The organism is Cupriavidus numazuensis, from assembly GCF_905397435.1.
Lineage (GTDB): Bacteria > Pseudomonadota > Gammaproteobacteria > Burkholderiales > Burkholderiaceae > Cupriavidus > Cupriavidus numazuensis.
In genome coordinates this window covers 18,747-44,835 of record NZ_CAJPVI010000010.1, presented here as the reverse complement: position 1 = coordinate 44,835, position 26,089 = coordinate 18,747, and the positions used below count along the sequence as shown (strand labels likewise).

23 protein-coding genes are annotated in these 26,089 nt (G+C 64.9%); 10 read left to right on the top strand and 13 right to left on the bottom strand.

Annotated features, from left to right (window positions below; all coding sequences use genetic code 11):
• The first annotated feature begins 154 nt into the window (after positions 1 to 154).
• Complete coding sequence (locus KHO41_RS09985) at positions 155 to 613, top strand: DUF6130 family protein (protein WP_211953125.1); 459 nt, start codon at positions 155 to 157, stop codon at positions 611 to 613.
• Here KHO41_RS09985 and KHO41_RS09980 read toward each other — a convergent pair.
• Positions 604 to 1,377, bottom strand: coding sequence for a cupin domain-containing protein (locus tag KHO41_RS09980; protein WP_211953124.1), 774 nt, complete (start codon positions 1,375 to 1,377; stop codon positions 604 to 606). The genes KHO41_RS09985 and KHO41_RS09980 overlap by 10 nt on opposite strands.
• Positions 1,378 to 1,889: 512 nt before the next feature.
• Here KHO41_RS09980 and KHO41_RS09975 point away from each other — a divergent pair.
• From KHO41_RS09975 to KHO41_RS09965, 3 genes are read left to right on the top strand one after another with little or no spacing between them, the layout of a single operon-like run.
• On the top strand, positions 1,890 to 3,188 hold the full coding sequence (locus KHO41_RS09975) for an MFS transporter (RefSeq protein WP_211953123.1): 1,299 nt from the start codon (positions 1,890 to 1,892) through the stop codon (positions 3,186 to 3,188).
• A 13-nt stretch (positions 3,189 to 3,201) separates the two neighbouring features.
• Positions 3,202 to 4,434: a metal-dependent hydrolase family protein gene (locus KHO41_RS09970; RefSeq protein ID WP_211953122.1), complete on the top strand. Its 1,233-nt coding sequence runs from the start codon at positions 3,202 to 3,204 to the stop codon at positions 4,432 to 4,434.
• Between the two features lie 53 nt (positions 4,435 to 4,487).
• Positions 4,488 to 5,390 carry a LysR substrate-binding domain-containing protein gene (locus KHO41_RS09965; protein WP_211953121.1) on the top strand — a complete coding sequence of 301 codons (903 nt, stop codon included), beginning with the start codon at positions 4,488 to 4,490 and terminating at the stop codon, positions 5,388 to 5,390.
• 142 nt (positions 5,391 to 5,532) lie between these two features.
• Here the strand turns inward: KHO41_RS09965 and KHO41_RS09960 are convergent, their stop codons facing one another.
• The 8 genes from KHO41_RS09960 to KHO41_RS09925 all read right to left on the bottom strand — a co-directional run bounded on the left by KHO41_RS09960 (position 5,533) and on the right by KHO41_RS09925 (position 14,088).
• Positions 5,533 to 6,699 carry an MBL fold metallo-hydrolase gene (locus KHO41_RS09960; protein ID WP_244873770.1) on the bottom strand — a complete coding sequence of 389 codons (1,167 nt, stop codon included), beginning with the start codon at positions 6,697 to 6,699 and terminating at the stop codon, positions 5,533 to 5,535.
• Between the two features lie 25 nt (positions 6,700 to 6,724).
• On the bottom strand, positions 6,725 to 8,140 hold the full coding sequence (locus KHO41_RS09955) for an MFS transporter (protein WP_211953120.1): 1,416 nt from the start codon (positions 8,138 to 8,140) through the stop codon (positions 6,725 to 6,727).
• 80 nt (positions 8,141 to 8,220) lie between these two features.
• Entirely contained in the window at positions 8,221 to 9,354 is a 1,134-nt protein-coding gene (locus KHO41_RS09950; RefSeq protein ID WP_211953119.1) for an FAD-dependent monooxygenase, read from the bottom strand.
• A gap of 10 nt (positions 9,355 to 9,364) precedes the next feature.
• Complete coding sequence (locus KHO41_RS09945; RefSeq protein ID WP_211953118.1) at positions 9,365 to 10,123, bottom strand: maleate cis-trans isomerase family protein; 759 nt, start codon at positions 10,121 to 10,123, stop codon at positions 9,365 to 9,367.
• The gene (locus tag KHO41_RS09940; protein ID WP_211953117.1) at positions 10,120 to 11,817 is read right to left on the bottom strand and encodes an AMP-binding protein; all 1,698 of its coding nucleotides are present in this window, start codon (positions 11,815 to 11,817) and stop codon (positions 10,120 to 10,122) included. The genes KHO41_RS09945 and KHO41_RS09940 overlap by 4 nt, the downstream gene beginning before the upstream one ends.
• 15 nt (positions 11,818 to 11,832) lie before the next feature.
• Positions 11,833 to 12,105, bottom strand: a complete 273-nt coding sequence (locus KHO41_RS09935) for a hypothetical protein (protein WP_211953116.1) — start codon at positions 12,103 to 12,105, stop codon at positions 11,833 to 11,835.
• Positions 12,102 to 12,758, bottom strand: coding sequence for a VOC family protein (locus KHO41_RS09930; RefSeq protein WP_211953115.1), 657 nt, complete (start codon positions 12,756 to 12,758; stop codon positions 12,102 to 12,104). The genes KHO41_RS09935 and KHO41_RS09930 overlap by 4 nt, the downstream gene beginning before the upstream one ends.
• Positions 12,759 to 12,801: 43 nt before the next feature.
• The gene (locus KHO41_RS09925; RefSeq protein ID WP_211953114.1) at positions 12,802 to 14,088 is read right to left on the bottom strand and encodes an alpha/beta fold hydrolase; all 1,287 of its coding nucleotides are present in this window, start codon (positions 14,086 to 14,088) and stop codon (positions 12,802 to 12,804) included.
• A gap of 209 nt (positions 14,089 to 14,297) precedes the next feature.
• Here KHO41_RS09925 and KHO41_RS09920 point away from each other — a divergent pair, with 209 nt between their 5' ends.
• On the top strand, positions 14,298 to 15,008 hold the full coding sequence (locus tag KHO41_RS09920) for a TetR/AcrR family transcriptional regulator (RefSeq protein WP_211953113.1): 711 nt from the start codon (positions 14,298 to 14,300) through the stop codon (positions 15,006 to 15,008).
• Here KHO41_RS09920 and KHO41_RS09915 read toward each other — a convergent pair.
• Positions 15,005 to 15,943 carry a LysR family transcriptional regulator gene (locus tag KHO41_RS09915; protein WP_211953112.1) on the bottom strand — a complete coding sequence of 313 codons (939 nt, stop codon included), beginning with the start codon at positions 15,941 to 15,943 and terminating at the stop codon, positions 15,005 to 15,007. The two genes, KHO41_RS09920 and KHO41_RS09915, sit on opposite strands and share 4 nt — an antisense overlap.
• Before the next feature lie 229 nt (positions 15,944 to 16,172).
• Between KHO41_RS09915 and KHO41_RS09910 the strand changes: the two genes are divergently transcribed.
• From KHO41_RS09910 to KHO41_RS09900, 3 genes are all read left to right on the top strand, one after another.
• Positions 16,173 to 16,973, top strand: coding sequence for an alpha/beta fold hydrolase (locus tag KHO41_RS09910; RefSeq protein ID WP_211953111.1), 801 nt, complete (start codon positions 16,173 to 16,175; stop codon positions 16,971 to 16,973).
• 44 nt (positions 16,974 to 17,017) lie between these two features.
• Positions 17,018 to 18,220 carry a porin gene (locus KHO41_RS09905; protein WP_211953110.1) on the top strand — a complete coding sequence of 401 codons (1,203 nt, stop codon included), beginning with the start codon at positions 17,018 to 17,020 and terminating at the stop codon, positions 18,218 to 18,220.
• A gap of 78 nt (positions 18,221 to 18,298) precedes the next feature.
• Positions 18,299 to 19,288, top strand: a complete 990-nt coding sequence (locus tag KHO41_RS09900) for a Bug family tripartite tricarboxylate transporter substrate binding protein (RefSeq protein ID WP_211953109.1) — start codon at positions 18,299 to 18,301, stop codon at positions 19,286 to 19,288.
• 54 nt (positions 19,289 to 19,342) lie between these two features.
• On the opposite strand, the gene KHO41_RS09895 is transcribed toward KHO41_RS09900, so the two are convergent.
• Entirely contained in the window at positions 19,343 to 21,355 is a 2,013-nt protein-coding gene (locus tag KHO41_RS09895; protein ID WP_211953108.1) for an alkaline phosphatase D family protein, read from the bottom strand.
• Positions 21,356 to 21,658: 303 nt separating this feature from the next.
• Positions 21,659 to 22,585: a LysR family transcriptional regulator gene (locus KHO41_RS09890; protein ID WP_244873769.1), complete on the bottom strand. Its 927-nt coding sequence runs from the start codon at positions 22,583 to 22,585 to the stop codon at positions 21,659 to 21,661.
• Between the two features lie 139 nt (positions 22,586 to 22,724).
• Here KHO41_RS09890 and KHO41_RS09885 point away from each other — a divergent pair, with 139 nt between their 5' ends.
• Positions 22,725 to 23,234: a nucleoside deaminase gene (locus KHO41_RS09885; protein ID WP_211953107.1), complete on the top strand. Its 510-nt coding sequence runs from the start codon at positions 22,725 to 22,727 to the stop codon at positions 23,232 to 23,234.
• 1,072 nt (positions 23,235 to 24,306) lie between these two features.
• On the opposite strand, the gene KHO41_RS09880 is transcribed toward KHO41_RS09885, so the two are convergent.
• Positions 24,307 to 24,534, bottom strand: a complete 228-nt coding sequence (locus KHO41_RS09880) for a LysR substrate-binding domain-containing protein (protein ID WP_211953106.1) — start codon at positions 24,532 to 24,534, stop codon at positions 24,307 to 24,309.
• A gap of 166 nt (positions 24,535 to 24,700) precedes the next feature.
• Here KHO41_RS09880 and KHO41_RS09875 point away from each other — a divergent pair, with 166 nt between their 5' ends.
• Positions 24,701 to 26,083, top strand: a complete 1,383-nt coding sequence (locus KHO41_RS09875) for an ethanolamine ammonia-lyase subunit EutB (protein ID WP_211953105.1) — start codon at positions 24,701 to 24,703, stop codon at positions 26,081 to 26,083.
• The last annotated feature ends 6 nt before the right edge of the window (positions 26,084 to 26,089 follow it).

Here is a 26,089-nt window from a genome sequence, read left to right as displayed (position 1 = left end):
CATCAAACGTATCGTCATGTTTCCCAATCCCGCTTGATACATTGGCGTACAAAAAGCCCGCGCGCGCAGGTTTCCATGTGCCTATTCTTCGCAGCGGTGCGATTCACGCCGAATCACACGTGAATGCATCCTTGTCCCTCACTGGAAACACACCATGCGAACCTTGCCCCGATATTTGCTGATCGCCGTCGGCACCGCCTTCTGTGTGACGGCCTTTGCGCAAACGTCCCCAGACACCGTCCGCCCGCCGGCAATTCTTCCGCTCGACTCGGAGCCGGCGCCCAGCCTGCTTGCGTACGCGCCGCTACCCGAGCCGCTGGCCCGCGGTGTCGTGATCGTCCAGTTCCGGACCGAGCATTTCCGCGTCATTCCCGTCTTCGGCAAGGCCGCCGCGCAGGTGTCGCCGCGCGTCGGTCACTTGCATGTGACTGTCGATCAGGGCCCCGCGACATGGGCGCATACCAGCGAGGACCCTGTCATCGTGGTGGGCCTTCCGGCGGGACCGCACAAGGTCCGACTGGAGCTTGCCGATCCCAATCACAAGATCCTGGCGACCGAAGTGGTGGCTGTCACGGTTCCCGATCTGCGTGCGCCGTCTTCACATCAGCATTGACCACCGTCCGCGGTCGCAGGCATGTAGGCGGATGCCTTCTGCGGTGTGTAGAGCAACGCGACCTGCGCCCCCTCAGGGCCCGCAGTAAAGTCGGTTAACGCCTCGTCGCTCGTGGCAAATGCGCTTTCCCAGCGGCCGAGTTCCTGCTCGCCGTTGCGCAACGATCCTGCCAACACCACAAGGAAGGGATCGCCGGCATGCGCGGGGCGTTGCGCTACCAACGCGGCGCCCGGTGGAAGTTTCGCTACCACCACACCCAGTCCGTCTTCGGCAACGGGGAGAACGTCGTCGAAGACAGGCGCCGACAACGTTTGCAGGCTGTCTGTGGACGCTGCCGCGATGGGGCCGACCTGCGCATGCCGCTTCGGCCCGCGAACCATCTTGTCCCGGTCGCTGATCGGGATGAGTCCGCTTTCGTACACCGGGCGAATCGTGAAGTATTTGAGCCCGCTCGCGCCGGCAACCAGCGGACCATAGCCCGTATAGGCGCCCGCGTAGTGGACCGTCAGCGGCTCCAGCGGATGCCGCCCGATCGATCCATCGCCTTCGATGAAAAGCTGGAACTGGTTCTGTCGATGGAAATGCGCGGGCGCGACTGAATTCGGCGGCTGCTCGACGAGGAAGATCGTGGGCGACAGGTGCGGGTCCTGTCCCGCATCCATCCACTCCGATTTGTGGAAGACACTGGGTTCTGCTCCGTCGAAGCGCAGCGGAATGGCGCGCCGGGTTGCTTCCGCGCGCGCCCGGGTCCCGTAGGCGATCATTGGATTTCCTTCCGTTCATGAAGCACTGGATGCACGGTGGCATACGCAATGCCCGGGGCGCAAGCAACGGCGAGGGTGGTTGGGGAAAACCATGTCGGCACTTATGCTGGGCATGCATGCGCGGTGCGCATGGCAAAACACGGTACCTCGGCCGCCGGAGCACGATTCGCATTTCCCGCTGTGAGGCGCCACCATTCCGCCCGAAGGCCCGCGTGGCCCACAGTCTGGTCGCCTAAGTGTTTTCCCTAGGAATGCATTGGTGCATACCAGTTTGAGCCGCGGCGCGACGCGTACGGATGGCCGCCCGCCAGCCCAGGCGGGGCGTGGAAACGCTGTCGATCCGATGCCACGATGCCTCGGTATCCATGCGCTGCACGCATACCTCCATGCACAGATATCGTTTCGCTGTCATGAGGGCGACAACTACCATCGGATTGCCTCGTGCCACCGCCGCCTCATGCGCGAGCCGCGCGCGGCCTGGTAGCGGTACCCATAGCCCGGAGTGGAAGGACATGCAAGCCAACACAACCCTTGACACCATGGTCGCGCCAATCGGCGCCAGCCAGCGACGACGCGCCATCGTCGCCACCGTGATCGGAAACGGTCTCGAGTGGTTTGATTTCACCGTCTACAGCTTTTTCGCCGTCATTATCGCGAAGCTGTTCTTTCCCACCGGCAACGAACTTTCGTCGCTGCTGCTGGCCGTCGCTACCTTCGGCGTGGGCTTCTTCATGCGGCCCGTGGGCGGCATTGTGATCGGCATCTACGCCGACCGCGTCGGACGCAAAGCAGCACTATCGCTCACCATCCTGCTGATGGCGGCCGGTACCACCCTGATTGGCATTGCCCCGACCTATGAACAAGTGGGCGTCTTCGCGCCGCTGCTGATCGTACTGGCGCGCCTTCTCCAGGGCTTTTCCGCAGGCGGCGAAATGGGCGGCGCAACCGCCTTCCTTACCGAGTACGCGCCAGAACGCGAGCGTGCCTACTATTCGAGCTGGATACAGGCGAGCATCGGCGTGGCCGTGCTGCTTGGCGCCGCCGTCGGCACGTTCGTCACCGCCTCGCTGCCTGTCGAGGCGCTCAATAGCTGGGGCTGGCGTCTGCCTTTCCTGATCGGCATGCTGATTGGCCCGGTCGGCTACTACATCCGCCACCACCTGGACGAGACGCCCACCTTCCGGGAGGCCAAGGACAAGGTCGAGTCGCCGCTTGCGGAAGTGCTGCGCCACTACCCGCGGCAGACGGCAGCGAGCTTTTCAATGGTCATCCTGTGGACGGTGTGCACCTATGTGCTGCTGTTCTACATGCCGACCTACGCCGTAAAGGTGCTCAAGGTGCCGCAGTCGTCGGGCTTCATTGCCGGCATGGTCGGCGGGCTCGCCATCCTGGTGTTCGCGCCGCTGGTCGGCCGGCTGGCTGACCGATTCGGCCGGCGCAAGCTGCTTTCAGGCTCGGCGCTGCTGATCTTCGTCTTGGCGTGGCCCATGTACGTTTACATCAACCTCATGCCGGGCCTGTTCTCGCTGCTGGTGTTCCAATTCGTCTTCGGCGTGCTGATTGCCGGATACACCGGCCCGATTCTCGCGGCCTTCGCGGAACTGTTCCCGGCCAAGGTGCTGTCGACCGGCCTGTCCGTGGCGTACAACCTGGCAGTGACCATTTTCGGCGGCTTCGCGTCCTTCATCATCACGTGGCTGATCGCTGCCACCGGCAGCACGATGGCCCCGGCAATCTACGTGATGATCGCGGCTGCCATCAGCTTTGCCGGCACACTGCTCGTGCGTGAGCCAGCCTACCTCCGCGATTGAACCAAGATCGATCATGAACCAGATCCTCCTCAAAGGCGGAAGCGTCCTTGACCCTGCCCATGGCAAGCCCCTGTCCCGCGCCGATGTGCTGATTGAAGGCGAGCGCATCGTCGAAGTCTCGGAACAAGGCATCGTGGCACCGCATGCGCGGCAGATCGATGTCACCGGCAAGACTGTCATGCCGGGCCTGATCGACTGCCACGTACACGTTCTCGCCTCGCTCGCGAACCTGGGCGTGAATGCCGTCCAGCCCAACGTGCTGGTGGCCTTCCGTGCCATGCCGATCATGAAGGCGATGCTCGAACGCGGCTTCACCACGGTACGCGATGCCGGCGGCGCCGACTGGGGCCTGTCGCAGGCCATCGCCACGGGGCTGATTCCCGGGCCGCGCATTTTTCCCTCCGGCAAAGCCTTGTCGCAGACCGGCGGCCATGGCGATTTCCGCCCGCGCTCGGATGTGCTCGAGCCGTGCTCGTGCGCCTTCCGCGCGGGCGCCATCGCACGCGTGGCGGACGGCGTCGACGCGGTACGGCTGGCCGTGCGGGAAGAAATCCAGAAAGGCGCGACCCAGATCAAGATCATGGCATCCGGCGGCGTGGCGTCTCCCACGGATCCCATCGGCAACACCCAGTACAGCGAAGATGAAATCCGCGCCATTGTGGCCGAGGCCGAGGCGGCGCAGACCTATGTGATGGCACACGCCTACACGGGGCGCGCCATTACACGGGCAGTCCGCTGCGGCGTCCGCACCATCGAGCATGGCAACCTCGTGGATGCGGCCGCGGCCCGCGTGATGCGCGACCACGGCGCCTTCGCCGTGCCGACGCTTGTCACCTATGACGCGCTGGCGCGCGACGGCGCACGCCTCGGCTTGCCACCCGAATCGGTGGCAAAGATTGAAACGGTGCGCGAGGCCGGGCGCACGTCGCTGGGGATCTACGCCGAGGCCGGCGTGCCGATGGCATTCGGCTCCGATTTGCTAGGCGAGATGCACCACTACCAGTCGGACGAGTTCCGCATTCGCGCGGCGCTGCTCGGTGCCCTTGAGGCCATCCGCTCCGCCACCTCCATCGCCGCCGCAGTGCTGCAGCGCGAGGGAGAGCTGGGTACGGTGGCTGCCGGTGCGCTGGCGGATATTCTCGTTGTCGACGGTGATCCGCTGCGGGACATCTCCCTGCTGTGCGGCCAGGGCGAGCACATCGAACTGGTCTTGCAAGGTGGCCGCATCCACGAGCGCCAGCGCTGATTCCGTGCTTTCGCCGTATGATGGACAGTGGACTCACGTCGGCTGGCCACCCCATGCGCATCTCTCCGCTTCCGCCTCTTTCCTGTCTGGTCGCCTTCGAGGCGGCCATGCGACATGGCAACTTCACGCGTGCCGCCGCGGAGCTTCACCTGACACAGAGCGCGATCAGCCGGCAGGTTGCGCAACTCGAGCGCTTCCTCGGCAAGAAGCTGTTCGAGCGCGGGCCGCGCGCGCTTAGCCTCACCGTCAGCGGCCAGCAGTACGCCGAGCAGATACAGCGCCTGCTGATTGACTGCGCCGAAGCCACCGAAAGCGTGATGCGTCGCAAGGGCGGGACCGAGCTGACCGTGGCAGCGTCTTCGGGAGTGGCCCGGCTCTGGCTGGCGCCGCGCCTGTCGCGCTTGCGTGCCGAGCACCCGGATGTCCAGTTCCGACTGGTCGTCAACGACAGCCTCACGTCGTTGGTCGACACCAGCTTCGACGTCGCTCTGTACTACCTGCGCGAGGGGCCCCCGCAAGGGTTGGCTGCGCAACGGCTCTATGACGAAGAAGTGATGGCGGTATGCGCGCCTGCGTATCTGCGCCGGCGGCGGCTGTCGGTCACGGACCTGCCCGGCGAAACTTTGCTGGTCCTCGAGGATGCGCAGCGCCAGTGGATGTCATGGCCTGCGTGGCTGGCGCAAAATGGTCTCGCCAAGGCGCGCCTGCGCCACACGCTCGTGTCGAACTCCTACCCGATGCTGGTTCAACTGGCTACGGAAGGTCATGGCATCGCGCTAGGCTGGCGGCACATGATCGACGGCTGCCTTGAGGACGGCAGCCTGGTGCGCGCCTGCGAAGCCAGCGCCACGCTGGGCGGAGGCTACTACGCGCTATGGCAGCGGGATCGCGTGGAGACCTCGGTAGCGCGCACCTTTCGCCTGTGGCTGCTGCAGCAGAGCGGCAGGACCGGCTAGGGAAAAAAGCAATTGCTGTTTCCGTTCCCCATCGAGAACTGACGCGCGGCGCCGAGCCACGGCAAGCCAAAGGGCAGCGCGGCTCCGACCGATCTCTTCCTGTCCAATTCCAATCGTGATCCCGGGGCCGCGCAAGCGAGAGCTATTGCGACTTGCCAACGGACACGGGCGCACCGACACCCAACCACATCAAGTCCTTGCCGACCACCACGCGTCCGGAGAATCCCTCCTGCGCGCGCCGCCAACGGCTTTCCGTGCTGTCGGCGGGCGCCAGGTGCGACAGGACCAGCGTCTTCACGCCGCTAGCTTGCGCAACGCCGCCTACGGTTTCCACGGCGGTATGCGCTTCGAGCAGATGGCGCGCTTTCGCTTCCTGCGCCGCGTTGCGCGGCTTTGGCAGGAATTCGTCGATCCATTTCGTATCGATGACCTCGTGCACCAGGATGTCGGCGCCTTGGGCGAGACGGATCAGGTTACGGCTCGGGCTGGTGTCGCCGGAGAACACCACGGCGCCATCCGCCGTATCGAAGCGGAATGCATACGACGGATACACCGGAGCGTGGCTGACCAGGATTGCCGTGACCTTCACCTTCTCGTCCTGATAGACGGGAAACGGCTGCATGTCGGGCGCGGGATCTTGATCGGGATGCACGACCAGACCTGCCGGCAACCTGATGTCCTCCACCGAGACCAGCGTGTGGGGGTCCGGCTTCTGGCTGTCGCGGATGTTGTCGTTGATGTCGTTGGCGAACGCCTTATAGATCGACTCGGTCATGGCGACCGTTCCCGGCGTCGGATCTTCAGGGTGAATGACCGGTACCTTGCCGCGGTTTGCGCCAGCCACAGGCACCAGCGATCCACGCGGGCCGGGGCCGAACACGCGCACCGGCGCTTTCCGCGCAACCAGCCCGTCGGTGGTACCGAACAGGAACAACGACGGATAGTCCACCACATGATCGGCGTGCAGGTGCGTGATGAACGCGGCCCGCAGTGACGACAGACCGGGCTTGCCAGGCATCTTCCCCAGCCCTGCCTGCAGGTATCGCCGCAGCCATCCCTCGCCAAAGTCGACCAGGTAGACGTCACCGTCCACGACGAGCGCCGACGAGATGCCGGCGAGGTGCGAGCCGTTGTAAGAGGTCCGGCCACCGGCAGTTCCGAGCAACACCAGGCTTGTGCGATAGGCCGCAGCCGCGGGAGGCGCCGACGCCACGGCACCGTCCGCGGCATGGGCCGCCGCAGGAAACCACAGACATTGTCCGATCAGCGCGAGCAGGCCCGCGAGAAGATTGCGCAACTTGACGTGCATATTCCTGTTCCTGTGCATTGGCTCTCTAGCTGTTGATCTCGGCGGCAGCATCGATCCGCCCGAACTCCGGAGCGGTCCGCTCCCGCGCACCCAGTGCGGCCTGCACGCGACCGACCCGGAAGATGCCGATGCCCGCGACGACAGCCGGGATCGCCAGCAGCAAATAGAGCGCGGCATTGCTCCATCCCGCCGACAGCAACACAGCTCCGCCGAGCGAGCCTGCGATGGCGCCCACGCGCCCGATGCCGAGCGCCCATGCCACGCCGGTGGCACGGCTCGACGTCGGATAGAACGCCGACGCCAGCACATTGGCGCAGACTTGCGATCCGCTGACACAGAAGCCCGTGACGAAGATCGCCGCGGCCATCGCCAGCGGTGCGCTCACGGAAGCGAGGCATGCCACCGAGATCGCGCCGAGCGTGTAGGCGCCGGCCACCACGGCATACGGATTGAACCGGTCCAGCAGCATGCCCAGCACGATGGCACCGAGTACGCCGCCGCCTTGCAGCAGGCCTGCGAGCATCGATGCCTCCTTCAGCGAAAGGCCGCTGCGCTGGACCAGGATCGGCAGCCAGTTGATCATCAGGTACAGCAACAGCAGGCTGCAGAAGAATGCGAGCCAGAGCCACAGCGTTCCCATCCGGTAGCGCGGTGCGAACAACTGGCTGACCGGCGAGCCGGGGCCTTCGGGTTCGTCGGCGACGTAGTGCATGTCGGCCGTGATCCGGCGCGCGTCAATGCGCGTCAGGATGGCGGCAATCCGCGCCTGCATGCCTTCACGCGTGGCGAGGTAGCGCACCGATTCCGGCAATGCCAGCGCGAGGACAGGCACGAGCGCCAGCGGCAGCGCACCGCCGAGCGCGAGCACACCACGCCAGCCGACCTGGTCGATCAGGTAGGCCGTCACCACGCCACCGATCGCCGAGCCAAGCGAGAACCCGCAGAACATCACGGTCAGCAAGGTTCCCCGCCGACGTGAAGGGCTGAACTCCGCCGTCAGCGTGATGGCATTGGGCATGGCACCGCCAAGGCCAAGACCGGTCAGGAAGCGCAGCGCGATCAGCCAGCCGATGCCGGGCGCCACCGCGGAGGCGGCGCACGCCGCGCCGAACCACGCGACCGACAGGATCAGCACGCGACGCCTGCCAATGCGGTCGGCAAGCGGCCCGCAGAGGAAGGCACCGGTCATCAGCCCGAGCAGGCCGGCCGAGAACAGTGGTCCCAATGCGACCATGGACAGCGACCATTCGCTGCGGATATGGGGCGCGAGAAAGCCGATGATGGCGATGTCGAAGCCGTCGAGCGCGACGATCGCAAAGCACAGCAGCATGATGCGCAACTGCAAGGGCGAAAGCCGCGCGGCGTCGATGAACTCGCGGACGTTGACGGCGTTGCGCGCAGGCACGCTAGCCGCGCCGTTGGGGGCGGATGGGGCGGTCATGTTGTCTCCTGGGATTGTCTGCGCACAGCCGCTATGCTGCGGCTTGTGCGGATACTGCGGGTTTGTGCTTCGGTGAAGGACTACGCGGCGTTGCCAGCGGCTTCCACGCGTGCGATGAACTCGGGGTCGCGCTCGCGCAGGTCTTCGTGCGTCACGCGGCCCGTGCGCAGCATGTAGTCGTATGCGAACGCGACAGGGTCGAGATGCATCTTGCGGTCGACGGATTCATACCAGTCCAGGCTGCGGCGGGCCGCGTCCTGGAACTTGGCCGAGGCATCGCGGCGCGAATCTTCGAATGCCTGGAACGCAGCCGGCACGTCGTCGCGATGCGCGCAGACCGCATCGCACAGCGCGATGGCATCCTGCATGGCCATGCGGGTGCCCGAGCCCAGCGAGAAATGCACGCTGCGCAGCGCGTCGCCGAGCAGCACCACCTTGCCGTGCGACCAGTGCGCGTTCTGCACCACGCTGGCCTGGAACCAGTTCGAGCGATTGCCGAGCAGTGAATGACCGCCGAGATCGTCGGCAAACACCTTCTCGCAGAACGCGCGGCTCTCTTCCTCGGTTGCCATGTCCAGTCCGGCGCGGTGCCAGGTATCCGGGTCCACCTCCACCAGGAACGTCGACAGCTCTTCGCTGTACTGGTACGAGTGGGCGATGAACACGCCGTACTCGGTTTCGCGGAAGATCAGCGAAACAGGATGGAACAGCTGATGCGTACCGTACCAAGCGAACTTGTTGCGGCGAACTTCGAAGCTCGGCTGGAAATGTTCGGCGAGCCGCGTGCGCACCTCGCTGTTGATGCCGTCGGCTGCCACGATCAGGTCCGCATCGGGCAACTCCGCCGGATCGTTCACGCGGCTGCCGTAGCGAATCTCGACACCGGCTTCGGTACACGCGTCCTGCAGCACGCGCAGCAGGTCGATGCGCGAGGTACGCGAGAAATGGTTGCCGCGCAACGGCACCGCCACGCCACGGTGGATGACCTCCATATGGTCGCAGCGCTGGTGATGTGCGGTGAACTTCTCGAAGAACGCCGGATCGGCGTCCTGCAGGAACGACAGCGCGATGTCGGAGAACACGACTCCCCATCCATACGTGGCGCCTGCTTCGTTGCGCTCGTGCACAACGATGTGGTCTTCAGGGTGGCGCTGCTTGAGCAGCAGCGAGAAGTACAGGCCGGCGGGCCCGCCTCCGATGACGGCGACATTCATGGTAAGCCTCTTACTTGCTAGCCGGCGCCAGAACCGCACCAGCATTGGGGACGATGGGGGCAAGGTCCAGGTGCTCGAGCATCTGGCGCACCGTGCAGACCGCGGTGGACGTGACCGGAAGGCCAATGGCATCCTGCGCGGCCTGGATGGCCGGCAGCGATGGCATCTGCACGCAGGCGGACAACACGACGACGTCGGCATTGGCCGTGTTCAGCCGCTTGACGTCATCAAGCAACTGGATGGGATCGCGGCGGCCGACTTCGAGGTTGTCGGGGATTTCGAACGACAACGCATCCAGCACCTCGATGCCTTCATGCTCGATGTACTGCACGACGGCCTGCGTCAGCGGCTTCATGTACGGTGCCATCAGCGCAATGCGGCGCGCGCCCATAGACTTCAGTCCAGCCACCAGCGCGCCGGCCGATGTCATGACCGGTGCCTCGCAGTGGTTCTCGCGCGCCACGCGCAGCAGATCCTGCTCGACCTGGCGGTGGTAGCCGGGGCCCATTGCCATGATGGCGACCAGGCACGCGGTGCTCATCACGTCCACGCGCGCATCGGCAAGTTCCGCGGCGCAGCGCAGTCCCTCGCGGTTCATTGCTTCCAGTTCCTCGCGCACCACGCGGTGCATGCGCATGCGGCTCGAATGGAAGGTGAAGCGCTCCGGCAGGATCTGTTCCCGTGCACGCAGCATGGCGGGAATCTCGGTCTCCATCGTGGTGTTGGAGCTGGGCACGATCTGCCCGATTCGGTAGGTACGGCTCTTCATGCTGACTTCCTTCCCACTTCGGTGGTTTCACTTTCGAGCTGGCGCGCGACCATGGCGCGCAGGGTGGCCTTGTCGACCTTGCCGACCCGCGTCACCGGAAACTCGGCGACCACTTGAATTCGTTCGGGGCATTTGAACTTTGCGAGGCCTTGCTCCACGAGGAATGCCGCGAGTTCCGCCACATCGGGCGCTACGTGCTCGGCGCGCAGGATCACGTAGATGCAACCCTTCTCGCCATACAGCGGATCCGGCATCGCGACGAGCTTGGCATCCGCCACTGCCGGATGCCGGCTGACATACGCCTCCACTTCTTCCGAGCCGATCTTCTCGCCGCCGCGGTTCACGTTGTCGCGCAAGCGGCCTTCAAATGCGAAGCAGCGATAGCCGTCGATCACGTGCTCGGTCATGAGGTCGCCGGAGCGCACGAATCCCTCTGCGGTCAGCGACTGCGCAGTGGCTTCCGGCGCCTTGTAGTAGCCGCGCAGGCTGGAAGGGCCGCGGAAGCAGAGTTCGCCCGGCGTTCCCGGCGCTGCAGCCTCGTCCGTGCCGGGTACCAGCAGGCGGAGATCGTCATCGGGGCAACCAGAGAAACCCTGGGTGCGATGCCGCATCGCGGCTGGGAACCGCGCGCCGCCGCCGAGCAGCAAGCCCTCCGTGGTGCCGAACAGGTTGAAGCACGGCACGCCGAGATGTGCTTCGAGCGCGTCGGCGCGCGTCATCGTGCCGAACAGCTGCAGCGACGACAGGTCGTGCCGCGCGATGTCCTGGTACGCGATCATCTGCGGCGCGACCGGGCCAATCGACATGCCGTGCGTGACGCGATGTTGCTCGATCAGTTCCAGCATGCGCGCGATATCGACGCGCGGCATCAGCACCGACGTCATGCCACCCGCCACCGCCGGTACCAGCACGTAGACCTGTCCCGCGTTGTGCAGCAGCGGCAGCGACCAGATCAGCCGGCTTTGCGCGGTCTGGCCGAGCTGGCGCATGCAGGCCAGCGCATGACCGATATACTCGGCATGGAAGCGCGGAATGATCTTCGGTACGCCGGTCGTGCCGCCGGACAACTGGAAGCTGAGCACGTCCTCGCTGCCGATCGGAACGCCGGCCAGCACTTCGACAGCCTGCTCGTAGGGGATCGTATCGATGAGCGCATCCATGCCATGTTCGGCAACCTGGCCCTGTGCTGCAGGACTGCCACCACGCGCCACGATCAGGTGTTCGATCGACGGGTGGCGCTGCGCCATGCCGCGGGCAAAGCCGGTCAGGTCGAACGCACTGAAATCGGCCTGCACGAAGTAGGCGCGGGGCTCCGACTGCGCGGAAAGCTGGCCGATCTCGACTTCACGGTATTGCGGCACCGCACATACGGGAACGACGCCTGCCTTGTAGCAGCCCATCAGCGCGATGACCGAGTCGATCGTGGTGCCCATCTGGAAGATGGCGCGGTCGCCCGGAAGCAGGCCGAACTGGTGCAGCGCGGCACCGAGGCGCTCGCTGAGCGCATCGAGTTCTGCAAACGTGATCGTCCGCTCGTCGCTGATGAACGCGGCCTGGTCCGGTGCGCGCCGTGCGGTCTTGCGCAGTGCGCCGCCGAGCGTATCGTCGACCCATGCTCCGCTTTTGAAGTACCGTTCAGCGTCTGCCGGCGGGCAGTACGCCACGCCTTCAATCGGGAAATGAATGCCGGTCATGATGGCCTCCGGGACTCATTGCGCCGCGGCATCGCGCGGCACGATGCGCACGATATCGCGGTCGAATCGCTCGATCCTGCCGTCGAGGCCGCCGGTAAAGAGGCCATACCAGACAGCGGGCTTCAGGCCCAGTGCGCGGCGCCCGAACTCGACGGGCTCATCGGAGGCGATCACGGTGTAGTCGCCAACGTCGCTGAGGCGGCATGCCGGCAAGCGGCGCGCGGCTTCGGTCAGTGATGCGAACTCGGGCACGTTCAGCACAAAAATGCGCAGGGTGGACTGGCTCATGCGTGACACTCCTGCTCCAGGTTCAGGCGTCGGCCAATGATCTCTGCCTTGCGCACCCAGATATCGTCGATCGACGTCACGCGCTTTTGCGCAGCACGGGCTTCGTCTTCCAGTTCGATGGCAGCGGCCAGCGTCGCGTCGGCGTCGCGCGCATCCAGCGCGGCCAGCGTCCGCAGCTTGCGCGTGATCTCGATGAAGTAGCCGTTCGGGTCGCGGAAGTAGATCGATTCGATCACCTCGTGCGCGGTTTCCGCGGACACCACCACGCCACGCGTTTCCAGGCGCGCCTTCCACGCCAGCAGTTCTTCCTGCGTGTCGACCAGCCACGCCGTGTGGGTGGCATCGAACACGTGATCGTCCGGCAGCGGCGGGCGCGTGTCGCGGCCCGCAAGCGCTTCGGGCGCGTCACTGCCAAGGTAGTAGAAGAACGCGATGGTGCTGCCCTTGCCGCTGTCAAAGAAGAAGTGCAGGAAATCGGGGTGCGTCGAAGGCCCCCAGCCGCGCGCCGAGATCGTATGGATCAGCGGCAGCCCGAGAATGTCGCGATAGAACGTGACGGTTTCCTTCAGGCGCCAGGTGGGCCGGGCGGTGTGGTCGACACCGTGCAGGCGCAGTGGCGCGGCGGCGTCGGGTGGGGCGGTCCTTGCGTACATCGTTGTGTCTCCGGATCGGGATGGGGCGGTATGTGTGCGTGCGTTACTGCGGGAAGGTCTCGCGCAGCCACGTCTGCAGCAGGCGTCCCGCTGCGTAGCGGCCGGGTTCCTCGCCCTTGGCCAGCGCGCGGCCGTGGTGGTCGCCGCGCACACGGTGGTGCTGCTTGCCAGCGCTGCCGAGGCTTTCGAAGATGTCTGCGATGACGCTCGGAAAGCAGGCCTGGTCGGCCGTGTACTCGATCAGCAGCGTGGGCTGTTGGATGGCGGGCGCCGTGCGCGACAGCGCCGCGTTGGACGACAGGCCGGACCACGTCGACAGCCAGCTTTCGGGCGAGCACACGCGTGCGAATCCGACCGATCCATAGTTGGACGCAAACGGATCAGAGCCCCAGAGCGAGCCGTACTTGCGGTCCGACGGATCGAGCGACAGGTCGAAGCAGCGCAGGTCCGCGTCGGTGCGCCACACGGTGAAGAGTTGCGTGTGGGCGGCACGCCGGCGCACGGCATCGCTGACCGTGCCCGGGTTGCGCTTCACTTCGGCGCGCGCGTCCATGCGCTCGGCGATCATCGCTTTGGCAAGATGGTCGAGACGCTGTACGCGTCTTTGCTGCGCAGCACGGTACTGCGCGACGAAGTCGGCGTGATACGTGGACGACTGCGGCGCCGGCGCAAAGCCGTTGACAGCCGAGAATGCATCGAGCGCTGCATCGACGGAAAGCGGGTCAAGCTCATCGGTCACGGACGGGTCGATGCAGGACTGCAGCAGCATGCCTTGTCCCGGATGCGGTGCGACGAAGACCACGCCATCCACGGCCGGCAGCAGTGCCGATGCAAGGTTCGTCGCGCGGCCGCCTGGCGTCCGCGCAATGCGTGCCTCGGGCGCAATGTTCGACTGCTGCACGTACAGCGCATACAGGCCGCTGCCGCCCGAGTTGCCGAGCAGCACGATATTGCGGAAGCCCGCTTCACGCAGGAAGCGCACGCCGGCAGCCACGTCATAGAGCGCGAACTCGTGCTCCAGGCGCTGGTCGTTGCCGACACTGCGCGGCGATTGCGACCACGCTGCATAGCCGGCTTCCACGATGTCGGGAATCAGGTAGTGGCAGGCCATGAACTCGCGCGGATGCATGATGCAGACCACCGTGTCAGGCTGGCCTGCGGCGTACAGCGAACCACCGGTGGCCGCGCCATCCTCCGTGCGCAGCACGACATTGCGCGTGACGGTGCCGGCTGGCACGTCGCGGGGGTTCCAGTCGGTGTTCAGAAAACCTGCAATCGGCCCGCGTGCGGCGGGGGAAGCGTTGGGGGGCGTCTGGGGGCTTGTCATCATCTCACTCCGTTTTTTACAGAATAGTCCATTTTTCGACGTTAGCGTAAATTTTTTCGCGAGGGCGTCGAAATGGCCGCGCAGGGCGGCGCTTGATGCACTAGTCAGGCGTGATGAAACTGACGGGAAGGCGCGCAGGGTGGCGTGTTAGCGCCATTTTGTTTATCGTGGTGGCTTGTCGACGCCTGCGTCGAAAAACTGAATGGCAGTCCATGGCAAAGACACAGACCAAGAGCGACGCGCTGCGGGACTCGATCCTGGAGGTTGCGACGCGCCTCTTTATCGAGCGCGGCTTCGATGGCACCGGGCTCAACGACATCGCGGACGCGGTAGGACTGAGCCGTCCGGCGCTGTACTACTACTTCAAGAGCAAGGAAGCGATCCTCGAAGAGCTGACCACGGCGGTCACGCGCACCGCGGCGCAACTGGCCACCGAGGCCATCCCCGAGGCCATGCGGACGCCGGACGGCATCCTGCGCCACCTGGTGCTGCGCCACGCCACGCTGATCCTGTCGCACCCGCTGCAGTTCCGCGTGGTCGAGCGCAACGAGAACAACCTGCCGCTCAAGCAGCGCAAGATGGCCGAGCAATCGCGCCGTGCGGTGCTGGAACAGTTCCGGCAGGCGATCGAGTTCGGCATCGACCACGGTACCTTTCGCGTGGTGGACGCCAAGGTCGCCGCGTTTTCGATTATCGGCATGTGCAACTGGACCGCGTGGTGGTTCAATCCTGCGGGACAGGTATCGATGGATGAGGTAGCGGGCCAGATCGCCGACATGGCGCTGCGCTCGGTCGAGCTGCCGGCCAGCCGCGCACTGGACAAGCCGGGGCCGGCTGCCATCCTGCAGATGCTGCGGGATGATCTGACGTTGCTGGAGCGCAGCCTGGAGGCGCCGGCTAGTGCGCCTCAGCCACGCGACTAGTCGATACCTACGGTCACGCCGTCCGCAGAGCCCGGCTTGCGCAATGCCGTGCGCAGCCACGCAATGAAATCGCGCGCCGCGGCGGTCATCAGGTCTTCGTTCGGATAGGCCACGCAAACCGAGCCGCGCGGCGTGCCGCCGGCCACGTTGAGTCGGCGCATGGTGCCTGCTCGCAGGCGTTCGTTCAGGACCTTTGCGCCGGCATCGCTCCACGTCGACACGACATTCATTCTTGTGACAAGTTCTGCGTAGACGTAGGCGGAGGAGCAGCGCAGCACCCGGCTGGGCGGCGCCAGGTCGTGTGCGGCAAACAGGGTTCGCATCAGACTGGACTCGTCGCTCGCGGCATCGAGCACCATCCATTGCATCGTCTGCAGGTCTGCCACGGTCACATCGAGCGAGCCCCGATAGAGACTGCTGACTGCCAGCACCGAGCCGATCTCATAGAGCGCTTCGGTCTGGTAGTACGAAGCATCCCTGGGCAACCCATACTCGGGGAACAAGGCGACATCCAGGCTGCCGTCGTCGAGCCCGGCCACGATCTGCGCGCGCCGAAGCTCCAGGATACTGACCTGTACCTCGGGCCGCGCTTGCGTGAACGCTGTGATGGCTTCGACAAATGTGCGGGTAGCTGACGCCGGCGTGATCGCAATGGTCAGGCGCCCGCCGATGGTGCCGCGCATGGCTTCGGCCGCATCATAGATGCGCCCCACCTCGCGGTCGATCACCAGCGCGCGCTTGAGGATCGATGCACCGAACTCCGTCAGCGACGCGCCGCGCGCCGCGCGTATCAGCACTGGTAGGCCAAGCTCGCCTTCGAGCTCGATGATTGCGCGGCTGACGGCCGGCTGGGTCACGCAAAGGCGCCGGGCCGCGGCTTGCAAGCTGCCCGTCTCCGCCACCGCCCGCAAAGCCTGTAGTTGTTTGAGTTTCATGCTGGAACCCGGGTGCAAAGCCTTCGCGGGGACGATAACAAGATTGACCGCACCCAGCAATTGGCGGAAGTACCGCACAAGGCTGCGCGCAGCGTGAGCGATAAACAAAACGCATGGCTCAAAGAATTTCTGGTTTGTGCGGCATTCCGCGTTGTCGAACAATGCGTTCACACCAACCGCGCCATTCGACCACGGCCGGTTGCGGAATCTGACACAGACGGAGACACGCATGCCAACGATCCAACGCAACGACACGACGCTCTACTATGAAGTCCACGGCGCCGGCTACCCGGTGGTGTTTGTCCACGGTGGCGGCGGCAACACGATGGCGTTCTACCAGCAGGTGCCGCATTTTCGTGATCGCTACCAGGTCATCACTGTCGACCTCAGGGGCTTCAAGCAATCCGTGTGCGCGCCCGGCGTGGTGTCGCACCCGATCGACTACCCCGACGATCTGCGGGCCATCCTCGATGCTGAGAACATTTCGTCCGCCGCGCTGGTCTGCCAGTCGCTCGGCGCCTGGGCCGGCTTGCCGCTGGCCGTGCGGAATCCCGAGCGCGTGTCCTGCCTCTTTATCAATGGCTCGCCAACGCCTGCCTACTCGGAGAAGAACTGGCAGACCTTGCGGCGTGCCACCGGCATCTTCAACGACACGGCCGCCAAACGCGATGCCGGCATCGGCTGGAACCGCAGGACGGTGCGGGAGCGCCCGGAAGTCATGTTTCTCTACAGCCAGATCAAGCAGCTCAATCCGGGCTTTGATTCAACGTCGATGATGGATGACTGCGTCAAGCTGCATCCGGAGGACATGGCCGGATACAAGGTGCCGACCATGATCGCGGGCGGTTCGCACGACGACTTTCTGAATCCGGAAAGCCACCTGCATGTGGCCACCCTGATTCCCGGCGCTGCATCCCACACCTTTCCCGATACCGGCCATTCCACGTACTTCGAGGACGCTGACGCGTTCAACCAGGTCCTTGATGCGTTTCTTTCGCGTCACGTGACGCGCGGCGTTGCCGCATCGTAAGCCTCCTGGCCACCACGCTCACGCTGTTCCCCACGAGTCTTCCCATGAATTCATACCGTGTATTCCGCACGCTTGGTGCGGCCGGGGTACCGTTGTCCTTTTCCGTGCTCGCGCACGCCTCGTACATCACGCCGATCGTCGCGGAGCTGCCCGAGTACGCCGGCGCCGTGCCACGCCCGGGACTGACGCTCTATGGCGTCGTCGACCTCGCGCTCAACTATCAGAACGCCGGTGGCAAGTCTGTCATTTCACTGCAAAGCGGCGGCCGGTCGACATCGCGATTCGGTCTGATGGGCAAGGAAGACCTTGGCGGCGGCCTTGCCGCGGAGTTCAGCCTCGAGAATGGCTTCAATGCCGATTCCGGGGCGCTCGGTGCGAATGGTGTGATCTTCAACCGGCAAGCATGGGTGGGTCTGGCGTCCCCTGCGTTCGGCCAGTTGCGACTCGGCAACCAGGACAACGTAGGTTACCCCGTGTACCTGGACCCCTTCGGACAGGTCGGCACCAACTCGATCTATACCTCGCTCGGCTACGCCGTTGTACAGACGCCGACCGGCTCGGGCTTCAACGCAGACCTTGGCCCTGGTGCCACGCAGGTCGCAGCGCGGGTTGCCAATGCGGTGTCATGGAATTCGCCGCGAGTCGCTGGTTTCAACCTCAAGCTGCTGCACGCGTTCAGCAACTCGGCATCTGCTCCGTCGCGTACCAACAACGACGGCGCCATGCTGACGTGGGCGCGTGGGCCCGCGGCGCTGTTCGGCACCTATAACCGTGTGTGGAGCGCACCCGTGGTGCTCGCGCCGGGACAGACAGCGACTTCGGTCCGCAATGACCTGTACAGCGTCGGCGGACTGTACGATTCGGGCTCCTGGGTGCTGATGGGTGGCTTTACGCAGAATGCGCCGCATCGTGCCGAGGCCGGTATTGCACGCAACTACACGATTGGCGGCATCTTCCCGTTCGGGCGCCATGTGCTGCGGGCATCGCTGCTTTACCGGGACACCTCCGGCGTGCGCGACCGGTCCGGCGAACTGGCGAAAGACGCGGGGTTCGGCGGCATGTTCGGCTATGACTACCTGTTGTCGAAGCGCACCAGCCTGTACGGGCGGGCCGGATTCATCCGCAACTTCGGCATCTCGACCGTCCCGTTCAACGGCAACAGCCTGCCGACCATGGAAGGCAGCACGGTGCCCCGCACGGGTGTCAGTCCGATCACGGTCTCGCTTGGCATGGCGCATGCCTTTTGAGAACCTGTTCGGCATCGAAGGCAGGGGCGATTCCCTGTCCGCCGCGCGGTCCGTGACAATTTTCCAATGAGATTCAGCATGACCACACGCCGTCAGTTTCTTGCCAACATCAGTGTCGGCACCGTTGCCCTCGCGACAACGACGCACATCGCCTGGGCTCGCAATACCTTCCCGTCGCGCCCCGTTCGGCTGGTCTGCGCATCGCCGGCCGGGGCACCCATCGATGCCATTTCCCGCAAGCTTGCGGAGCTGCTGTCGCGGCGCCTGGGCGTTGCGGTCGTGGTCGAGAACAAGGCGGGCGCCGTCGGCGTACTGGCCGCGTCGGACGTCGCACGTTCGACCGATGGGCACAGCTTTCTGGTCACGACCAACTCGCCGCTGGTCACTGCGCCTTCCGTGATGAAGTCTCTCCCGTACGACCCGGCAACGGCTTTCGCGCTGATCAGCAAGGTCGGCGCAAGCCCGGTGGTGCTGGTAGCTAATCCGGGCTTCAAGGCGAATTCGCTTGCCGAACTGGTGGCCGACTTCAAATCCGGCAAGTTGAAGGCCACGTACGGATCATGGGGACCGGGAACGATGCCAGTGCAGGTGATGGAAAGCTTCGCACGCAAGGCCGGCGTCAAGGTCACGGAGATTCCTTATCGCGGATCGCCGCCCGCGCTGCAGGACGTGCTGGCCAATCAGGTCGACATGACCTTCCTGTCCCCGCACGTGGCGGCGCCGATGATTGCCGAAGGCAAGCTCAAGCCGCTTGCCGTGGTGGGAAAGCACCGGGCGAAGTCCCTGCCCAACGTGCAGACTTTTCCGGAAGCCGGTTTCCGCGACTTCATTTTCACCAATGCCACATGGGCCGGTGTCGCAGGCCCGGCCAGGATGGAGCGCGCCACGCTGGACCGCATGGCGAGCGAGATCCAGGCATGCGTGCGCGATCCGGCCATGGATGGCTTCCTGGCATCGATCGGCTTTGAAGCGGTCGGCAATACGCCGGCAGCGTTCAATGCCGAGTTCCGGGCGGAACTGGCGGTGATCCCTCCGCTGCTGCGGGATCTGGGTGTCGTGCCGCAGTAAAGTCAGAAAGCCGCGTCCGGCCGAGCGCGATCGTGCCGGAGGCCGTGCATGTCGCTAGACCCCCACCACGTCCGCAGCGCCCGCCGCCACCTCGAACACCTGCACGCTGGCCGTCGCCGGTTGCGCCGGCGCCGTAGAGCCTTCGAGTTCCTTCATCACGTGGAACGCGCAACTGAGCTTGTCCGGCGTAAGCGTGACCACGGCATAGCCCTCTGCATTGGTCTGGGCGTGGCGCATCCACGGATTGAACGTGCGCAGCGTGGCATCGAAGGTGTTCACCAGTGCGCCGCCAACGTTGCTGTAGACGAGTTCGCGCAGCGCGGCGAAGGTCTGGTCGTTATCGATTCTCGCGCGCAGCCCGCTCTGCAGCGAGTTGCTGGACAGCCCGGCCGTGACGAGGTCGACCATGACCGGCGCCGGTGTCGTGGCGTCGTAGTCGTCCATCACCTGCCCGGCAAAGAACGCGTGGATATCGCCGCTCAGTGCGACGACATTCGTGACGTTGTGGGTCTTCAGGAAAGCCATCAGGTTCTTGCGCTCGGCATTGAAGCCATCCCACTGGTCCGTATTGAGCAGGATGCGGTCGAGCAGCCAGATCGGCGGCAGCCGGCTTTCGATGAATGGCTTGATGGTGGAGTCGAAGGTGGCGCTGCTGATGCCCACGCGGGACACCACGTTGCGCAACGCGGTATAGGCGAGTCCGGCGTAAGTGCCCGCGGCGCCGGCACCCCGCAGATCGCTGGCGAGCGCGGTTGTCATGTCGGCGACAACCGGGGCGAGCACACTGTTGAACTGCGCAAGCGCCTTGGCAATCAGGTCGGCCAGTGCCTGCGGGATGTCCACCTGCATGCGCAGCATCGCAAGCTCATTGCCCCACAGCTTCCAGGTCGTATTCGCGCCGCCGACGCGGTCCTGCCACCACGTGCGCTGCGTGTCGCCGAGCATGGACACCGGCGTCAGCGCATTGCCGGCGGCTGCCATCTTGTCGGCTTCGGCGCTGGCCAGCTTCCCGGCCGGGACGAAGTACAGGCTGCCTACGCTACCGCCCGCCGATGTCTCCGGGATGATGTGGTCGGCGCGGTACAGCCGTTCATCGGTCATCAGCAGCGTGGCGAGGTTGCCGAACGTGAACGACCGGTAGATCTGGATGTTCTGGAACGACGGGTTGTTGAGGTCGATGGTGACGTCAGTCGGCAGGAATTCAAACCAAGCCTGGTTGGCGCTGCGCCGCCGCGCGGTGCGCGGTGTCGCGTCGTCACTGGCGGAGTAGGTCTGGCGGTCCTGCCAGCAATTGTCGGAAAACTCATGGTCGTCCCAGATCGCGATCATCGGGAACGCGGCATGCAGCGCCTGCAGGCGCGGGTCGCTGCGGTAGCTGCGGTACAGGTACCGGTAGTCGGCCAGCGTGGTCGCGTAGATCGAGCCGTCAGGCAGCGGCGTGCCATTGGGGAGTTGCAGCACGCCGTGCCGGTCCTCTACGTTGCCGGCGCGCGAGCCGCCCGGCACGGCTTCGTAGATGTAGTCGCCGACATGGACGATGAAATCCAGGTCCTGCTGCGCGAGTTCTTCCATGCCGGCCCAGTGGTTGACGTTCCAGTCCTGGCACGAGACGAACGCAAAGCGCAGTTGCGACAACGGCGTACCGGCCGCGGCGGCAGTGCGCGTACGGCCGGTCATGCTGGGGCGATCGCCTAGCAGGAAGCGGTAGTAATACTGCGTCGCGGCAGAGAGGCCCGTCACCTTGTTGCGCAGCGTGTAGTCCCAGTCCGGCAGCGCGGACAGGCGCTGGTTGACCAGCAGCGTGCCGAAGTCCTGCTGCGCCGAGACCTGCAGCCGCACTTCCACGGGGCGCTGTCCGTTGCTGCCGTCGACGCGCGTCCACACGATGACGCTGTCGGGCTTCGGGTCGCCCGAGGCGACGCCGTGCACGAAGTTGAAGTTCTCCGGGTTACCGGTATCGGCTGGCCCGCCATCGGAATCTCCACCTCCACCGCATCCGGCGAGCCCGCCGGTAGCCACCGAGACCGTCAGGAAACTCCCCCACTTGAGGAACTGTCGACGGTCCATGGTGCTTCTCCCTGTTCTGGTCCCGCAAGCGGTGGCATCTGGATACTAGGTGCCGGGTAACGCGGTCGCTGTCGGTGCATTGCCGACATCGCTATAGGAGAAGGACGACGCCGGACAGTGGTGTGGCGCGGATGTGCGTGCGCGCGCGTCTTGCGCGTAGCACGGACACAGGTGTGCAATATCGCGTCATTCAGGACATGGCGGAATTGCGCGGTGTCGTTCACGACATGGTGGCGGTCGGAGAGAGTGGAAGCGCGAGGGACACCGCCACCTGCATCGAGCGCAGCGCTGGTGCGATGCGTGCTAGCGCGTGGTCCGTTGTCCGCCTTGTGCGACCTCGAACACCATATGCTGCTGCAAGCGTTCACGCAGCCATCTATCCGCGCGTCCGGGGCGGCCGGATTTGCGCCACAGCAGGTCGACGCCCACCAGCCAGTCCGTGTGCGGATAGGCCGCGAGTTGCAGTTCGACGAGTTCGCCCTTGTCGAGGGCATCGCGAATCAGCTGGCGCGGCAGCGTTGCCCAGCCAAGCCCGTTGCTGACCATCTCCATCAGCGCGAGATAGCTTTCCGCCTGCCAGGTGCGCGTTGAGCGCAGATACTCGGTCGTGGGCAGCTTGTTCGCATGCGCGCTGAAGGCCAGGCGACGATAGGCATGCAAGTCGGCGAACGACACCTGGTCCAGCGATGCCAGCGGGTGGGACGGGTGCGTGACGTGCACCATGATTAGTTTGCCGAGCTGTGTGAACGCGAGTTCGGCAGGGTAGTCCGGCTGCGCGAAGGCAATGCCGAGTTCCGCTTCGCCCTTGAGCACGAGGTCGCTGACATCGCCATAGACGGGATTGCGGATGGTCAGGTCGACGTAGGGAAATGCGCGCTCGAAGTCGAGCAGCACTGGCATGACGGTGTTGTAGGGAATCTCGATCGCCAGCGTGAGTTCGGCGGGATTGTCATCGGCAAGGCTCGCCGCATGCGCCTCGAGCGACAGGCATCGCTCGAGCACGGCGGTCGCTTCCGCCAGCAGCGTGCGCCCGGCCTCGGTCAGCGAAGGGTTGCGGCTGGTGCGGTCGAACAGCGCCACGCCAAGGTCGATCTCGAGATTGCCGATCGCGCTGCTGATGGTCGACTGGGTTTTCCCGAGACGCCTTGCCGTCGCGGAAAACGATCCGGTTTGCACGACGAGGGCAAACACCTGAAGCTGTTCGAGCGAAAAACGCATGGCGTAATCCATCGAAAAAATCGATGTCTCCTGATTTGTTGTACCGATGACGTTGGGGAGATGATGCCGCAGCGGCGCATATCCAGGCAACAGACCGGTGCGCAGTGCGGAGGCCGTGACCCCCGTCGCCCTATTCGGAAGGAGAAAATCCATGACAAACCAGAACAACGAAACTTCCGACCGCGTATCGCCGCTCGACCTGGAGCTGCTGCGCAAGTCCATCGCACTGTCGTACGAATCGAAGGAACGCGGTCGCCATCCCTTCGCGGCACTCGTCGCTGATGAAGACGGCAACATCATTTCGGCCGCGGGCAACAACTCGATGCCGCCCGAAGGCGATCCCACGCAGCACGCCGAACTGGTAGCGGCTGCGGCGGCCGCTCGGGCGCTGACGCCCGAACAACTTGCGCGCTGCACGCTGTACACCAGCGCCGAGCCGTGCTGCATGTGTGCGGGTGCGGTGTACTGGACGGGGATTGGCCGGGTCGTCTATGCATTGTCGGAGCATTCGCTGCTCGGACTCACGGGTGACCATCCCGAGAACCCGACGTTCTCGCTGCCGTGCCGCGAGGTATTCGCGCGTGGGCAGCGCAGGGTGAAGGTGGCGGGGCCGATGCTGGAGGAGGAGGCTGCGCGGCCGCATTTGGGGTTTTGGGGGTAATTGGGAGTTCGAGGGTCTTCGGCCGAATGGTGGGGGGGATGGTTCTTGGCTCGCGCTGCGGGTTCGGTCCGGCGTAGTTGGCGGGTTTTGGTTGAGACCGGGGTGTCGCTCTTGGCGGGCGCCGCTGTTTCGCCGGCGTGGCCGGCGACCTACTCTTTTGTCCGAGCGACAAAAGAGTAGGCAGAAAAGCGCGTCGTTGCCGCTGGCCATCAATTCCACGGCGGCAGCGGTTCAAACGGCTTTGGACGCCAGCGATGGTGGTCGGCCGTTCCAACCTGCTACGCCATGTGAGTCAGAACCTGTGCCTCGCGCGGCACGACTTTTGGACGATCCCCAAGACGGACTCGGGTACAGCGTTCCAACGAGGTCAGTGGTGGGACGCCTTCGGCTGCGCTGCGCGCACGTCGTCGTCTGGGGGCAAGCTCATCAACGTCGCTGACGTCTGAGGTTCGTTTTTTTGCTCTACGCGCATGCATGCGCGGGCATCGTCACCGAGGCGTGGTTGGCCCTGGGCCTGCGTGCTCAGACTTGAGCTCTGCGCGTAGCGCAGCCGAAGGCGATTACACGATACCGGTAGTAGCAGGGGCCACAGACGCTTGCAGGGCTCGTTCAATCAGCGCTGTAATTCTGACCACGGTGGTGCCCAACGCGGCAGGCAGCGTGAAGAACTCTGAAGCCTATACCCGTACAACACCGCTGGCACACTACGATAAAAATTCGCCCCTTTGGGGCAACCTCTTGACGCGCTTTTGCCTACTTTTACCGCTCGGGTAAAAGTAGGTCGCCGGCTACGCCGGCGAAACAGCAGCGCCAGCGAAGAGCGACAACCCGCCCCCAACGAGAAGCCCCACCGGCTACGCCGGCGAAACAGCCGCGCCAGCGAAGAGCGACAACCCGCCCCCCAACGAGAAGCCCCACCGGCTACGCCAGCGAAACAGCCGCGCCAGCGAAGAGCGACAACCCGCCCCCCAACGAGAAGCCCCACCGGCTACCCCGGCGAAACAGCAGCGCCTGCCAAGAACGAAAACCTCCGCAATTCGGCAAAGCCCCAACTTCACTCCTATCCCCCCATTCACGCAAACACCGGCCTCTTCGCAATCTCCGACTTCAACCACGTGGCAATCACGCCAGGCCTGACGTCCGATCTCCAGATCAGGTCGAGCCCGATGGTCCATTCTGTAAACGGATAGGACTGCAGCTGCAGTTCCTTGAGTGTTCCAGTCTCCAGATCCGTCTGAATCAGCCGCCTCGGCACGACCGCCCAGCCGATGCCGCTCCTGAGCAGTTCGATCAGCGCCACAGGCGGTCATCGGGAACCCCGGAAGCGACACACCTGTCGCCGCCGAGCATGGGTGAAACAGGTGACCGCTCCAGACCATCTATAGTTACGATACCGGCGCAATATCGCCCGGTCCCGATGGCGCATGCGGCATGCCATCGCGTGGTTTGCCCCGGAGCCCCCACCCATGGCATTCACCCACACCGTCGGACAGCACCGCCATGTCTTTGCCGACCTGCGCACGCTGCTGGCCAAGGCCAGTCCCGCACGCTCGGGCGACTATCTCGCCGGCATTGCCGCGGCCAGCGAGGAAGAGCGCATGGCGGCGCGCATGGCGCTCGCCGCGGTGCCGCTGACGCAGTTCCTGTCCGAAGCGCTGGTGCCGTATGAGGACGATGAAGTCACCCGCCTGATCGTCGACAGCCACGACGCCGTCGCGTTCGGCGAGATCGCATCGCTGACCATCGGCGATTTCCGCAACTGGCTGCTGTTGCATGAGACCGACAGCGCCACGCTTGCGCGCGTGGCACGCGGCATCACGCCCGAGATGGCTGCAGCCGTCAGCAAGCTGATGCGCAACCAGGATCTCGTCGCCGTCGCGCGCAAATGCCGAGTGGTCACGCGCTTTCGCAGCACCGTGGGCCTCGCGGGCCGGCTGTCGGTTCGGCTGCAGCCGAACCATCCCACGGACGATCCCAAGGGCATCGCAGCGTCGATCATCGACGGACTGATGTATGGCTGCGGCGATGCGACCATCGGTGTCAATCCGGCGTCGGACAACCTGGGCGCGATCGTGTCGCTGCTGCGCATGATCGACGACCTGCGCTGCCGCTACGACATCCCCACGCAGTCGTGCGTGCTCACGCATGTCACCAACACGCTGCGAGCGATGGAACAGGGCGCGCCGGTCGATCTCGTGTTCCAGTCCGTGGCGGGCAGCGAGCGCGCCAATGCGGCGTTCGGCATCAGCCTGTCGCTGCTGGCCGAGGCGCACGACGCCGCGCAGGCGCTTGCGCGTGGCACCGTTGGCGATAACGTGATGTACTTCGAGACCGGACAGGGCAGTGCGCTGTCCGCCAACGCGCACCACGGCGTGGACCAGCAGACCATGGAGGCACGCGCGTATGCGGTGGCGCGGCGATTCTCGCCGTTGCTCGTCAACACGGTGGTCGGCTTTATCGGTCCCGAGTACCTGTACGACGGCAAGCAGATCATCCGCGCCGGGCTCGAAGACCATTTCTGCGGCAAGCTGCTTGGCGTGCCGATGGGTTGCGATGTCTGCTACACCAACCACGCCGAGGCCGATCAGGACGATATGGATACGCTGCTGACGCTGTTCGGGGTGGCGGGCATCAACTTCATCATGGGCGTGCCCGGCGCCGACGACATCATGCTGAACTACCAGAGCACGTCGTTTCATGACGCGCTGTACCTGCGCGAAGTGCTGGGGCTGCGCCCGGCACCCGAATTCGAGGCGTGGCTGCGGCGCATGGGCATCGCCGATGGCAGTGGCCGCTTGCTGGAACCGGCTGAGCGGCAGCCGCTGCTCGAACTGGCGCACACGCTGTGAGCCCTG

Excerpts from the sequence above, each read along its gene's own strand:
- KHO41_RS09985 (WP_211953125.1), top strand. The coding sequence starts at position 155 with ATGCGAACCTTGCCCCGATATTTGCTGATCGCCGTCGGCACCGCCTTC.
- KHO41_RS09980 (WP_211953124.1), bottom strand. The coding sequence starts at position 1,377 with ATGATCGCCTACGGGACCCGGGCGCGCGCGGAAGCAACCCGGCGCGCC.
- KHO41_RS09975 (WP_211953123.1), top strand. The coding sequence starts at position 1,890 with ATGCAAGCCAACACAACCCTTGACACCATGGTCGCGCCAATCGGCGCC.
- KHO41_RS09970 (WP_211953122.1), top strand. The coding sequence starts at position 3,202 with ATGAACCAGATCCTCCTCAAAGGCGGAAGCGTCCTTGACCCTGCCCAT.
- KHO41_RS09965 (WP_211953121.1), top strand. The coding sequence starts at position 4,488 with ATGCGCATCTCTCCGCTTCCGCCTCTTTCCTGTCTGGTCGCCTTCGAG.
- KHO41_RS09960 (WP_244873770.1), bottom strand. The coding sequence starts at position 6,699 with ATGCACGTCAAGTTGCGCAATCTTCTCGCGGGCCTGCTCGCGCTGATC.
- KHO41_RS09955 (WP_211953120.1), bottom strand. The coding sequence starts at position 8,140 with ATGACCGCCCCATCCGCCCCCAACGGCGCGGCTAGCGTGCCTGCGCGC.
- KHO41_RS09950 (WP_211953119.1), bottom strand. The coding sequence starts at position 9,354 with ATGAATGTCGCCGTCATCGGAGGCGGGCCCGCCGGCCTGTACTTCTCG.
- KHO41_RS09945 (WP_211953118.1), bottom strand. The coding sequence starts at position 10,123 with ATGAAGAGCCGTACCTACCGAATCGGGCAGATCGTGCCCAGCTCCAAC.
- KHO41_RS09940 (WP_211953117.1), bottom strand. The coding sequence starts at position 11,817 with ATGACCGGCATTCATTTCCCGATTGAAGGCGTGGCGTACTGCCCGCCG.
- KHO41_RS09935 (WP_211953116.1), bottom strand. The coding sequence starts at position 12,105 with ATGAGCCAGTCCACCCTGCGCATTTTTGTGCTGAACGTGCCCGAGTTC.
- KHO41_RS09930 (WP_211953115.1), bottom strand. The coding sequence starts at position 12,758 with ATGTACGCAAGGACCGCCCCACCCGACGCCGCCGCGCCACTGCGCCTG.
- KHO41_RS09925 (WP_211953114.1), bottom strand. The coding sequence starts at position 14,088 with ATGATGACAAGCCCCCAGACGCCCCCCAACGCTTCCCCCGCCGCACGC.
- KHO41_RS09920 (WP_211953113.1), top strand. The coding sequence starts at position 14,298 with ATGGCAAAGACACAGACCAAGAGCGACGCGCTGCGGGACTCGATCCTG.
- KHO41_RS09915 (WP_211953112.1), bottom strand. The coding sequence starts at position 15,943 with ATGAAACTCAAACAACTACAGGCTTTGCGGGCGGTGGCGGAGACGGGC.
- KHO41_RS09910 (WP_211953111.1), top strand. The coding sequence starts at position 16,173 with ATGCCAACGATCCAACGCAACGACACGACGCTCTACTATGAAGTCCAC.
- KHO41_RS09905 (WP_211953110.1), top strand. The coding sequence starts at position 17,018 with ATGAATTCATACCGTGTATTCCGCACGCTTGGTGCGGCCGGGGTACCG.
- KHO41_RS09900 (WP_211953109.1), top strand. The coding sequence starts at position 18,299 with ATGACCACACGCCGTCAGTTTCTTGCCAACATCAGTGTCGGCACCGTT.
- KHO41_RS09895 (WP_211953108.1), bottom strand. The coding sequence starts at position 21,355 with ATGGACCGTCGACAGTTCCTCAAGTGGGGGAGTTTCCTGACGGTCTCG.
- KHO41_RS09890 (WP_244873769.1), bottom strand. The coding sequence starts at position 22,585 with ATGGATTACGCCATGCGTTTTTCGCTCGAACAGCTTCAGGTGTTTGCC.
- KHO41_RS09885 (WP_211953107.1), top strand. The coding sequence starts at position 22,725 with ATGACAAACCAGAACAACGAAACTTCCGACCGCGTATCGCCGCTCGAC.
- KHO41_RS09875 (WP_211953105.1), top strand. The coding sequence starts at position 24,701 with ATGGCATTCACCCACACCGTCGGACAGCACCGCCATGTCTTTGCCGAC.